Annotated in this window: 12 protein-coding genes, 1 tRNA gene and 1 other RNA gene; 7 read left to right on the top strand and 7 right to left on the bottom strand. The window is 66.0% G+C overall.

What is annotated here, in order from left to right; genetic code table 11:
- Positions 1 to 21: 21 nt before the first annotated feature.
- The 3 genes from G481_RS0113685 to G481_RS0113675 all read right to left on the bottom strand — a co-directional run bounded on the left by G481_RS0113685 (position 22) and on the right by G481_RS0113675 (position 2768).
- Positions 22 to 1581 (bottom strand): ABC transporter substrate-binding protein, encoded by a 1560-nt coding sequence (locus G481_RS0113685; RefSeq protein ID WP_084450924.1) that lies wholly within the window; start codon positions 1579 to 1581, stop codon positions 22 to 24.
- Between the two features lie 53 nt (positions 1582 to 1634).
- Entirely contained in the window at positions 1635 to 2030 is a 396-nt protein-coding gene (locus G481_RS0113680; RefSeq protein ID WP_028030543.1) for a VOC family protein, read from the bottom strand.
- Between the two features lie 84 nt (positions 2031 to 2114).
- Positions 2115 to 2768 (bottom strand): GntR family transcriptional regulator, encoded by a 654-nt coding sequence (locus tag G481_RS0113675; protein WP_028030542.1) that lies wholly within the window; start codon positions 2766 to 2768, stop codon positions 2115 to 2117.
- 136 nt (positions 2769 to 2904) lie between these two features.
- On the opposite strand from G481_RS0113675, the gene hydA reads away from it, so the two are divergent.
- The gene (gene hydA, locus G481_RS0113670) at positions 2905 to 4317 is read left to right on the top strand and encodes a dihydropyrimidinase (RefSeq protein WP_035026072.1); all 1413 of its coding nucleotides are present in this window, start codon (positions 2905 to 2907) and stop codon (positions 4315 to 4317) included.
- A 323-nt stretch (positions 4318 to 4640) separates the two neighbouring features.
- Here the strand turns inward: hydA and G481_RS0113665 are convergent, their stop codons facing one another.
- Positions 4641 to 5084: an MmcB family DNA repair protein gene (locus G481_RS0113665; protein ID WP_028030540.1), complete on the bottom strand. Its 444-nt coding sequence runs from the start codon at positions 5082 to 5084 to the stop codon at positions 4641 to 4643.
- 85 nt (positions 5085 to 5169) lie between these two features.
- Here G481_RS0113665 and ssrS point away from each other — a divergent pair.
- The 4 genes from ssrS (at position 5170) to G481_RS0113650 (ending at position 8334) form a co-directional block, all read left to right on the top strand.
- Positions 5170 to 5326, top strand: a non-coding RNA gene (gene ssrS, locus G481_RS25470) — 6S RNA.
- Between the two features lie 296 nt (positions 5327 to 5622).
- Positions 5623 to 7221 (top strand): peptide chain release factor 3, encoded by a 1599-nt coding sequence (locus G481_RS0113660; protein WP_028030539.1) that lies wholly within the window; start codon positions 5623 to 5625, stop codon positions 7219 to 7221.
- Positions 7218 to 7694 carry a DUF6869 domain-containing protein gene (locus G481_RS0113655; protein ID WP_028030538.1) on the top strand — a complete coding sequence of 159 codons (477 nt, stop codon included), beginning with the start codon at positions 7218 to 7220 and terminating at the stop codon, positions 7692 to 7694. The genes G481_RS0113660 and G481_RS0113655 overlap by 4 nt, the downstream gene beginning before the upstream one ends.
- 10 nt (positions 7695 to 7704) lie before the next feature.
- Positions 7705 to 8334 carry a hypothetical protein gene (locus G481_RS0113650; protein ID WP_028030537.1) on the top strand — a complete coding sequence of 210 codons (630 nt, stop codon included), beginning with the start codon at positions 7705 to 7707 and terminating at the stop codon, positions 8332 to 8334.
- Between the two features lie 99 nt (positions 8335 to 8433).
- On the opposite strand, the gene G481_RS0113645 is transcribed toward G481_RS0113650, so the two are convergent.
- Positions 8434 to 9744 carry a tetratricopeptide repeat protein gene (locus G481_RS0113645; RefSeq protein ID WP_051294534.1) on the bottom strand — a complete coding sequence of 437 codons (1311 nt, stop codon included), beginning with the start codon at positions 9742 to 9744 and terminating at the stop codon, positions 8434 to 8436.
- Positions 9745 to 9884: 140 nt separating this feature from the next.
- Between G481_RS0113645 and G481_RS0113640 the strand changes: the two genes are divergently transcribed.
- Positions 9885 to 9960 (top strand) — tRNA-Ile (locus tag G481_RS0113640).
- 499 nt (positions 9961 to 10459) lie between these two features.
- Here G481_RS0113640 and G481_RS25925 read toward each other — a convergent pair.
- Positions 10460 to 10771: a hypothetical protein gene (locus G481_RS25925; RefSeq protein WP_154664612.1), complete on the bottom strand. Its 312-nt coding sequence runs from the start codon at positions 10769 to 10771 to the stop codon at positions 10460 to 10462.
- Positions 10772 to 10837: 66 nt separating this feature from the next.
- On the opposite strand from G481_RS25925, the gene G481_RS25465 reads away from it, so the two are divergent.
- Complete coding sequence (locus G481_RS25465) at positions 10838 to 11359, top strand: AAA family ATPase (RefSeq protein ID WP_084450922.1); 522 nt, start codon at positions 10838 to 10840, stop codon at positions 11357 to 11359.
- Here G481_RS25465 and G481_RS0113625 read toward each other — a convergent pair.
- On the bottom strand, positions 11323 to 11598 hold a 276-nt coding region (locus tag G481_RS0113625; RefSeq protein ID WP_028030534.1), incomplete at its 5' end, for an integrase core domain-containing protein. The two genes, G481_RS25465 and G481_RS0113625, sit on opposite strands and share 37 nt — an antisense overlap.

Below are 11598 nucleotides of genomic sequence, written 5' to 3'. Positions count from 1 at the left end.
TTGCCCCCGCCCGACAGGCGATCAGCCGTCGATGTCCATTTCATAGGCCCACAGGAACTTGTCGGTGCGCGGCGTGAACTTGACCGACTTGTGCGCGGCGTAGATGTCCTGTTCGTAATGCACCGGGATCATCGGGATGTCCTTCATCAGGATCTCGGTGACCTTTTGCAGCGTCTCGTGGCGCTGCTGCGCGTCCGGTGTGCTGTCGGCCTCGATGATCAGCGCATCGACCTCGGGGTTGGAATAGGCGCCGCGGTTGACCTGACCATAGCCGTCGCGGATGCCCCGGGTGTGGAACATGGCCGCATACATCGACCCGGCATCGCCCGACGGCACATCCCAGCCCGACATGATGAACGAGGAATTGTCCGACGGCACACGGATATAGCCAAAGAAGTTGGCTCGCGGCATCAGGTTCAGATCCAGCGTGATGCCGATCTGCGCCAGCATCTGCGCCAGCGCCTGGGCAATCTGCTGATCGTTCACATAGCGGTTGTTGGTCGCATCCAGCGTCATCTTGAAGCCGCCGGCATGGCCTGCCTCGGCCATCAGTTCCCTGGCGCGGGCCACGTCGAACGGATACATCTCGCGGAAGCTGGCGCCGGGCAGATAGCCCAGATGGGTGGCCGGCACATATTGCTCGGACGGGGTGGACAGCCCGTTCATGATGGCCCGCTGAATCGCGTTGACGTCGATCGCGCGGGCGATCGCCTCGCGCACGCGCCGATCCTTCATCGGGTTGACGTCCAGCGGAATGGTTGGCGATCTGTCGCGCGTATCCAGCGCCAGCACCAGGTTCAGCAGGCTGGGGCGGGTGATGACGGAATAGTCCGCCTCGCGCTTGACCCGTTCCACGTCGCGCACCGACAGATCCTGCACGATATCGACTTCGCCGGTCAGCAGGGCAGCCGTGCGGGTGGCCGGGTTGGTGATCGGGCGGAAGGTGACGGTCTTGATGGTTGGCGCGCCGGCCCAGTACTCGTCGAAGGCCTCCAGCACCAGGCGGTCTTCCTTGGTCCATTGCGCCAGGCGATAGGGGCCGGTGCCGACAGGCTGCAGATCGACCTGCGCCTCGCCCACCTCTTTCACATGCGCCTCGTTCAGGATCAGGATGCCGGCCAGATCGTTCGGCAGCACGGCATAGGGCCTGAAGGTCTTGATCTCGACCGTGCTGGCATCGACCTCGCGGAAGCTTTCGATGTTGCGCCCCAGCGTCGACATCAGCGAGGCCTTGAGCCGTTCCAGCGTGAAGACCACGTCGCGCGGGGTCAGGGTGTTGCCATTGTGGAACCTGACGCCCTGGCGCAGCTTGAAATGCCAGGTCACGTCATCGACCAGCGCCCAGCTTTCGGCCAGACCGGGTTCGAACGTCAGATCGGCGCTGCGGCGCACCAGCGGGTCATAGATGTGGTAGAACATGATGTTCGACGACAGTTCCTCGCCCGCCTGCGGGTCGAGGTGCACGGCATCGGCGATCAGGCCGATGGTCAGATCCTTGGCGAGGGCACTGCCCGTACCAAGCGCCAGCGCCAGCGCGGCCGTGGCCATCAGCCGGCGCAGCGGGAAAAGTGGGGTGGTCATCGCATATCTCCTTGCTGGGGCGGAACGGGGCGTTGGTCGCCCTCTGGATCGGGTCAGTCGAGCGCGCTTTGCACCTCGATCTGGTAGCCTTCGGGGTCGTTGAACACGAAGGCGCGGATGCGCAGCGCCTCGGACGAGCGGGGCGCGCTCAGCCCATCGACACCCTGGGATGCGGCCCAGGCGTGCCAGGCATCGACGTCAGGCACACGGATGCAGATCTGCACGGGTTTGGGATCGGCGGCGCGGTGCATCCCGCGGGTCTCGTCGACCAGCCCGACATGCGCCTGCCCGGCGATACGGTAGATCCTGGACCAGCCCTGGTCGATGGCCAGCGTCAGGCCAAGCACCCGTTCATAGAACGCGCAGGCCCGCGGCAGGTCGCGGTAATACAGGAAGGTGATGGCCAGTTCGACCGGACCGGGGGGTGACGGGGGGGCGGGTGTGGACATTCGGCACTCCGACTCGAACGGTGTTCGATATGGATGCAGACGGTATACACAAAAAATCCCAAGTCAACGACCAAGGGCGCCGATTCAGAAAAGGCGCGCCAGATGGGCCAGAATGGCGGCGCGGGCGTTTTCCAGATGGCTGCGCATCTGCGCCTCGGCCAGGGCCGGATCCCGGGCCAGGATCGCATCGATGATGGCAATATGTTCGTGGCAGCCGGGCTCGAAGCGTTCGGGGATCGAGCCGTTGTCGAACATCCGCGTCTTGACCTTGAGCGAGCCCACCAGTTCGCGCAAAAGCTGCGAGCCCGAGGCGGCCGCGATCAGGTCGTGCAAGCGTTCATCCACCTCCAGATGCTCTTCGGCCGAGGGACGCTCGCCCTGCAAGAACCGGTCGATCCTTGCACGCAGGGCCAACAATTGTTCGACCGGGGGCTGCCCATGTGCGGCCTGCCGGGCGGTTTCGCATTCCAGCAACCTGCGCACATGCAGGATTTCCATGATTTCACCGACCGTTATCTTGTGAACCACGGGGGTGCCGCCATTGGGCCGCGCAACCAGCCCTTCGGCGGTCAGTCGGCCGATCGCCTCGCGCACGGGGGTGCGAGAGACGCCCAGCTGTTCGGCAAGCACCTGTTCCTGCAACCGGGTGCCCGCGGGCAGACCGCCACTGAGAATCATCCGGCGCAATTGTTCATAGGCAGATTGGCCGAGGGTGCTGGTTTCGTGCAAAGATGTCATGCACAGTCCGATCAATAAGCAGGCCAAGTTGGCATCCCCTGATCATGCACTTGGCAGGCCGGCTGAAAAGGGGTTGTGTGACGGTATACCGGCAATATACAGGATTGACAATCCGCAGGTGTTCAAGGGGGTTGAAATGGATGATCTGATCGTGGCTGGCGGCACGGTAATCGGCCCTGACGGGCGGATGGCAGCCGATGTGGTGATCCGCGATGGACGCATCGTTTTGCTGGGGGACGCCGCCGGTTTGCCCGGCCGCCGGATAGACGCGACGGGTCATCTGGTCATGCCGGGCGGGGTGGACAGCCATTGCCACATCGAACAGCTGTCCGGCGCCGGGCTGATGAACGCCGACACCTTTGAAACCGCGACGCGTTCGGCCCTGCGCGGTGGCACCACGACCACCGTTTCCTTTGCGGCGCAGCACCCCGGAATGCGGCTGGCCGATGTGGTCGCCGACTATGAGGCCCGGGCGGTCCGTGGCGCGCTGGGGGATTATGCCTTTCACACCATCGTCTCGGACATCTCGGGGGACAACCTGTCGGTCGATCTGCCGGCGCTGCTGGCGCGGGGGCACAGGTCGGTCAAGATCTTCACCGTCTATGACAAGGTGCGCGTGGCGGACGAGGCGATCCTCGATATCCTGCACACCGTGCGTCAGGGTGGCGGCATCGTCTGCGTTCATGCCGAAAACGATGGCATGATCCGCTGGATGATGCGCAACCTGGTCGCGGCAGGTCAGACGGCGCCGCGCTATCATGCGCTGGCCCCCCCCCGGCTGGCCGAGGTCGAGGCGCTGAACCGGATCTGCCGCTTTGCCGAGTTCATGGGCCAGCCCGTCATGCTGTTCCACATCTCCTGCGCCGAGGGGCTGGCCGTGGTGCGCGAGGCTCGCGCCCGCGGTGTGCCGGTGGTGGCCGAAACCTGTCCGCATTACCTGTTCCAGACGGTCGATGTGCTGGAGGGTCCTGACGCGGCCGGCTATCTGTGCAGCCCGCCGCAGCGGCTGGCCGCCGATCAGGCCGCGCTGTGGGGCGGGCTGGAAACCGGGGATCTGGCGGCCATCACCTCGGATCATGCGCCCTATCGGCTGGATGCCAGCGGCAAGTTCGCCCATGGCGCCGATGCGCCGTTCCCCAGGCTGGCGAATGGTCAGCCGGGGCTGGAAATGCGCCTGCCGCTGATGTTCGATGCCATGGTCAGCGACGGACGCCTCGGCCCCGAGCGCTTTGTCGAGCTGACGGCAACCGCCCCTGCCCGCATCTTCGGCCTGACAGGCAAGGGCCGGATTGCGCCAGGCATGGACGCCGACATCGCCATCTGGAACCCTGCGCGTCAGGTGACATTGGGCAAGACGCTGGACGGCGCGGGCTACAACCCCTGGGCTGGCCGCCAGGTGACGGGCTGGCCCGAGACCGTGATCCGCCGCGGCGACATCGTGGTGCAAGAGGGCCGGGTTCTGGCCAGCCCCGGATCGGGACGGCGCATCCCCATGGCGCTGAGCCCCGCCATGGCGCCCCGCCCCCCGATGCACGGTCTGGGGGGCTGATCGGGCGCGCCCTGCGGATCGACCAGCCGTCCGGCGGGACCATGGCGGCGGCTTGCCATCGCGCGGCCATCCTGCAAGTCGGCCGGCCAACCCCTCATGCCAAAGGGAATGATCGCCCCCCCCGGTCGCGACGGTCAAGGCGCCTACCCCGGCCAATATCACCGATCAACCGCGCCTCGCGGGCGGTCCAGCGCCCCCAAGACCGAGCGGGCTGGTCTGCGGATACCAGGGCGAAACCTGTCGCTCTTTCGTGCCAAACGCTATCGCAGTGGCGCCCGGGCTGTCGTATCTGGCGTGGCACTGGCCAGTCCAACGATATGCGGCTAGCCCTGCCTTGGGTCGCGCAGGCCCAGCAGCGCCCGCGCCGCCGCCCGGGCAAAGCCGCGCGTCACCGCCGCACGCCGCGCGCCCGCCAGACGATGTTCGGGCGGCATCCGCAAAATCTCGCCGCCCCAGGCGTCTGCGATGATCAGCCCGGTGCCCTCGGGCAGCAGATCCACGGGAAAGTCGCTGTCCACCGCCCAGAAATAGCGATCGCACCAGTCCAGATAGCCTTGCCACTTGCGGTCCGAGGTGAAATCCGCCCGGCCGGATTTGCATTCGACCACCCAGATTTCACCCTTGGGCCCCAACGCCATCACATCGACCCGCAGCCCGGCCGCCGGGACATGTTCGGTCAGCGGGGCAAATCCGTGATCCACCAGCGCGCGGCACACACCGCGCGCGATCAACTGGCCGGGGCGAAGGGAGGCGGCAGGATCAGGCATGGCGCCACGATGAATGAAACGGGAACATTTGTCGAGCCGCCGGCCCCTTGCAAGCGGACCGTCCCATGCCTAGATTGCGCCTTGGCGGTTACTGCTCTTCGCGTGCGAGGCCCTTTTCCAGTGGCCGATAAGCATTTCCGAGGGAGCTGGCTCTGCCAGGATCCTGGTCCTGGTATCTGGCGCCCACCTGATACGTCAGGCTCTCGGGAAATTCACGCCTTCACGGTCGCTGCGGTTTCCGCCGCCTATGCCCGCGCCTGACAGGAATGCCTCTGACAGGAAGGGGGGCCTTCTGCCCCCCTCTTGGCCCATGGGCCAATTCACCCCCCGAGGATATTTGGACAAGGCGAAACATGGGGTTGGCCGCGCCCATCGGTGGTGGCCCTGACGCTGTTGACGTGATGCGGATATCATGCCGGGCGCAGATGCGGCGCCGTCGGGCCCCGCCCCGCCAATGCGCGGACATGGCCCGCGCGCCCCACCGACATTCGGCGCAAGCGATCTTGCCGCAGATGCGGCTGCACCGTATATCCGCGCCATGCTGGACAATCGCCCCACCCTTCCGCCCGAAATCGCCCGCCGCCGGACCTTTGCGATCATTGCGCACCCGGATGCGGGGAAAACCACGCTGACCGAAAAGTTCCTGCTGTTCGGGGGCGCCATCCAGATGGCCGGTCAGGTGCGCGCCAAGGGCGAGGCGCGGCGCACGCGGTCGGACTTCATGAAGCTGGAACAGGACCGGGGGATTTCGGTCTCGGCCTCGGCCATGTCGTTCGATTACCGCGAGTTCCGCTTCAATCTGGTCGATACGCCCGGTCACAGCGATTTTTCCGAGGACACCTATCGCACGCTGACCGCCGTGGATGCGGCGATCATGGTGATCGACGGGGCCAAGGGCGTCGAAAGCCAGACCCGCAAGCTGTTCGAAGTCTGCCGGCTGCGCGATCTGCCGATCCTGACGTTTTGCAACAAGATGGACCGGGAAAGCCGCGACACCTTCGAGATCATCGACGAGATTCAGGAAAACCTGGCCATTGACGTCGCACCTGCCAGCTGGCCCATCGGGTCGGGGCGCGAGTTTCTGGGCGCCTATGACCTGATCAACGACCGGCTGGAGATCATGGACCGCGCCGACCGCAACCGGATTGCGGAAACCGTGCAGATCACCGGCCTCGACGATCCGAAGCTGGCGGAGCATATCCCCGCCGATCAGCTGGCGAAGCTGCGCGAAGAGGTCGAGATGGCGCGCGAGCTGCTGCCGGCCTTTGACCGCGCTGCTTTCCTGAACGGGTCGATGACGCCGATCTGGTTCGGATCGGCCATCAATTCGTTCGGCGTCAAGGAGCTGATGGAGGGGATCGGCAATTTCGGCCCCGAGCCCCAGCCGCAAAAGGCCGCCGAGCGGATGGTGGGGGCCGAGGAAACCCCCGTCACCGGCTTTGTCTTCAAGGTGCAGGCCAACATGGACCCCAAGCACCGCGACCGGGTGGCCTTTGTGCGCCTGGCCTCGGGGCATTTCGAGCGGGGGATGAAACTGCTGCATGTGCGCTCGAAAAAGCCGATGGCGGTGACGAACCCGGTGCTGTTCCTGGCCGCCGACCGCGAGCTGACCGAAGAGGCCTGGGCCGGTGACATCATCGGCATTCCGAACCATGGCCAGCTGCGCATCGGCGATGCGCTGACCGAGGGTGAGACGCTGCGCTTCACCGGCATCCCGTCCTTTGCGCCGGAACTTCTGCAGACGGTGCGCGCGACCGACCCGATGAAGGCCAAGCATCTGGAAAAGGCCCTGATGCAATTCGCCGAAGAAGGCGCGGCCAAGGTGTTCAAGCCGATGATCGGCTCGGGCTTCATCGTCGGCGTGGTCGGCGCGCTGCAATTCGACGTGCTGGCGAGCCGCATCGAGATCGAATACGGCATCCCCGTGCGCTTTGAAGGATCGGGCTTCACCTCGGCGCGCTGGATTTCCGGCCCGCAGGACGAGATGGACAAGCTGATCAACGTCAACAAGCAGCATGTCGCGGTCGACAATGATGGCGACATGGTCTTTCTGACGCGCCTGCAATGGGACATCGACCGCGTGATCCGCGACTATCCGGCGCTGAAGCTGACCGCCACCAAGGAGATGATGGTGTGACAGCCATCCCGCGCGATCTGGTGGCCGAGGCGCTGGGGCTTTCCCCCGATGCCTTGCCGCCGGGCGATCTGCCCGTCGCGCGGTTTGCCGAACGCTGGATGGGCTGGCTGCGCGCCACCCAAGGCGATGCGGCACCTGAACAGCACCCTGAATTCTGGACCTTTGCCCTGTACGGCGCGCTGGCCAGCCGCGCGCCCGATCTGTGTCTGGATGCGGTGCTGGCCAGCCTTGCCCTGGCTGCGAGCCCCGACGAGGCCGCGCTGATCGCAGCCGGCCCGCTGGAAGATCTGATCGCCGCAAGTGGCCCCGCCATCATCGACCGGCTCGAGGCCGAGGCGCCCGCGCAGCTCCGCCTGCGCTATGCCCTGACCGGGGTCTGGGCCGAAGGCTCCGCCGGCACCCCGCTCTGGCGCCGGATCGAGGCGCTGCGGGCGGGCATCCCCGGCCTTGACGATGGCGCCCCGCTGCCATGATCGGCATCCGGTGAGCCGCGCGAGCCGCGTCCAGCCCGATGGCAGCTTCCTTGCCACCCCGGCGCGGGGGCAGTTCACCGGCAATCGCGGCATCTTGCATGATGGCTCGGGCAATCTGGGCCGCGCGCGCTGGCGGCATAAAAGCTGGATCACCTGCACGGTCAAGCCGCGCCCAGGCCGGTGCCCCCTGCCCATGGCGGCACCCGGCCACTATACCCCGCTGTTCTTTCTGGACGAAGCGGTCGCCTGCGCCGCAGGTCACCGCCCCTGCGCCGAATGCCGCAGGCAGGCCTATCAGGCGTTCAAGGCCGCTTGGGCAGCCGCCTTTGGCGCCGCGCCCTTGGCCCGGCACATCGACGCCACCCTGCACGCAGCCCGCATAGACCCGGCAACCCGGGGACAGCAGCGCCACAGGCGCCCCGCGCACAGCCTGCCAACCGGCAGCTTCATCTTGCTGGACGATCAGCCCCATCTGGTCCGCGATGGCGCTGCCCTGCCCTACAGCCCCTTTGGCTATGCCGCCCCGCGCGCCCTGCCCCGGGGCGATGCCACCGTCCTGACCCCCGCCCCGCTGATCGAGGTGATGCGCGCCGGCTGGCGCCCGGTCCTGAACGCCCGGGACGACCGCCCAAGCTGGTAAAGGCCCGCCCGCCCCGCGACACCGTGCGCCTTTTCACCTTTCTACAAATACCCATGCAACGGCGCCGCCCCGCGCGGCCATCCGGCACGGAGGCCCCCCTCAGGCCGCGCGCAACGCCACCGCCCGGCGCAGGAAGGCACGGTTGACCGGCGAATGTGGCCGCGTCGCCAGTCGCTCGCGCGCCAAAGCCTCGGCCAGGCCGGGCATCCGGCCCCGGATGGCGGCCTCGGTCAGCGTCCAGTCGATCACATCGCGCTGCGCATGGCTGCCGCCAAAGCCGCCCGCGATATGGCGTGCCTGCATCAGCCGGTCCGCCGCCGTGTCATAGGCTCCCCGGCGAAAGGCAATCACCCCCTCGATCAGCGGCAGCCCATAGCGGCGCATCCAGCCCGCGGCCTCGCTCTCCCCCGAAGCCCCGGCCAGCAGACGCTGCGCCCGGTCAAACCGACCAGCGCCCACATGGGCCATCGCCGCGTGCATGTCGTTGAAGGCATACTGCCCCGGCGCCTCATGCGCCTGCCATTTCTCGGACAGCTCGTCCCAGCGGTTCCCGATATCGGCGCCCTGCATCTCCAGCCGCCACAGCAGCGCCGCCCCGTCGGCCAGCGGCAGCGCCATCCCCAGCCCCCCGCGCCGCACCGGCCCATCATAGAGCCGCAGCGCCCCGGCCAGATCGTCGGTTTCCACATGACACAGCGCCCGGTGCCACCAGTTGTGCACCTGCAGATTGTCATCGTCCGAGGCCCACCACGGCTCGCGCGCTGCCATCCAGCCAAGGCCATCCTGGGGGCGGCCCATCATCTCCATCACATGCGCCACCGCATGATGGGCCCAGGAATCGCGCGGATCGCGCTCGACCGCTTCACGGCCCAGCTCCTCGGCGCGGGCATAATCGGCAGCTTCCTCGAACCCGAAGGCGGCCATGCCCATCACCCAGCTTTCCCCCGGAACATCGCGCCACAGCGGCAACACCCGCGCCACCCGGTCGCGCAACGACCGCGTATTGGCGGCGAAGAAGTCGATCAGATGACCCGATTGCAGCGCCAGCAGGTCATGCGGCGCCGCTGCCTGCCAGCGTTCCAGGACAAGGCCCGCCTCGGTCCAGTTGCCCGCCAGCAGCCGGGCCAACGCCTCGCCATGGGCCGCCTCGCGCGCACCACCTGGCAAGGATTGCGCCGTCGCGACAAACGCGCGCGCCATGGCCGTCGCCCCGGGTTCGGTCGCCAGCGCAAACAGCCAAGCCTTGGCCAGCCACAGCATGGCACAATCTGGCGTTGCCGCAATCGCGCGGTCCAGCGCCCCGACCGGATCGCCATGATAGGTCGCATAGGCCCTGAGCGCCTCATCGAACGCCGCCGCCGACTGCGCATCCGCGCCCATCAGAGGATTACCTTGAAGATCTTGCGACATGACGTCTCCCGTGATGGACATCCGGGCCGCACGAGACACCCTGCCGCGCAAAAGGTCAACGCCCCGCCGCACCATGCCCGTCACCGCGTCGGCAATCCGTCTTGACCACCGCCGCGCGATCTGCCACCCATGCCCGGGCCGGGCCTGTAGCTCAATGGTCAGAGCAGGGCGCTCATAACGCCTTGGTTGGGGGTTCGAGTCCCTCCGGGCCTACCAGGCAACCCACTCATAGCCAAGAATCCCTTTGATCTGACAGGGGGGTTACCCCATCAACTGACCCCAAATCCGACCCTGGAACGGATCTGGGATCATGCCTCGGTCGCCGACGTATCTGCATGACAAGCGCGGCCTGTTCTCAGCGAGAATCGTGGGCCCGGGCGAGCAGCATGTAAATGTCGTCAGGCGCGCAAACACCGACTTGAGGCAATAGGGACTCATTTAGAATCAGAGAGTTATGCATGGTTCCGGCGTTTGATATTCCAACCTCGGGCGCTCAAAAACCGACTTGCGGCGCGTAAAACCCAACCCCGGGCCTCCCGACGCCAGGTCCGAGGCATGAAAAAAGCCGCCCTCACGGGCGGCCGAGGAGCTCGGAAGGGGATCCTGGTTTATTTCTTCCTGCGCTCCTTCTTCCGGGGGTCCGGTTTCTCAGAGTTTACCCGGTCCATCACCTTCGTCGTATCGATGCCCCGCCAGTGCGGGGTCATGAACGGGTTCATGTCATCATCGTTGTTCGTCCGGTTGAAGTATGCGCCGGCGAAATGATCCAGCTCCAAGGTCCGAGCAACCGGGTCACCAGCGACACCTTACAGGAGCTGCTGGATTTCCCCAGCTCCATCTTCATCAGGTGGGACCGGGAGACCTCGAAAGGATCGCTCGGATCCGCTGCCGGCGGATGATCGACGGTTGATACGCGCGCGACCCGCGGCAGAGCTCCGTAACGCACCGGGTAGCGGGTCTGGATATTGTTTTCGGACTGACGCTCCCCGTGGATACGAATCCTCGGATCGTCGGTGGGGATCGCCAACGCGGTGCCGTGGCGGGAGCGGAAGGGAAGGGAAGCTGCGGGGCTCCGCAGTCGTCAGAAGAAGTCATGGTTCAAGGTGATTTTTTGCGCGAGCTAAATGCGTCCGCGGATCGCGCGCAAGCTGGCGCGCCGGCGGAGTGGTTCGTGGATGAGATCGACTCTTTTCATCATCGTGGTCAGTCGGCCACCGGGTACATGGTGGGGGTCGTGAACGGATTTCTGACGACCTTGGAGCGGCTATCTGCCACTGAAGGTGTCATCCTTGTCGCCGCTACAAACGATATCAGCCGGATCGACCCTGCTGTTATCCGGGCCGGGCGCTTCGATAAGCATATCCGGGTCAATCCTCCGGACCGAGGCGGCGTGCGGACGTTCCTCTCGTCAGCCCTCGCGGGCACGGTGACAGCGGATCATCTAGATCGCCTCGCGGATCAGTTGATGGGGCGGACCGGTGCCGAACTCACTGCACTCGTGCTAGACGCCCGGACCCGGGCGCGTGCAGAGGGGAAGCCTGAACCGCACCGGGTTCTCCGGAGGCTGATTTCGGTTAGTTACGCGGCCATGGGTTCTGTTTCCAGAGTTGCGTAGAAGTTTGCCTCGGCTTCTGCGGGCGGGATGTTCCCGATCGGCTCGAGCAGGCGGCGGTTGTTGAACCAGTCCACCCATTCGAGGGTTGCATATTCGACGGCTTCGAAGCTGCGCCACGGGCCACGGCGGTGAATGACTTCGGCTTTGAAGAGGCCGTTGATCGTCTCAGCAAGCGCATTGTCATAACTGTCGCCGACGCTGCCGACAGAGGGCTCGATGCCCGCTTCGGCCAGTCGCTC

The organism is Gemmobacter nectariphilus DSM 15620 (assembly GCF_000429765.1).
GTDB lineage: Bacteria > Pseudomonadota > Alphaproteobacteria > Rhodobacterales > Rhodobacteraceae > Wagnerdoeblera > Wagnerdoeblera nectariphila.
The sequence above is the reverse complement of the archived record's forward strand: the minus strand, read 5'-3'. Positions and strand labels throughout refer to the sequence as shown.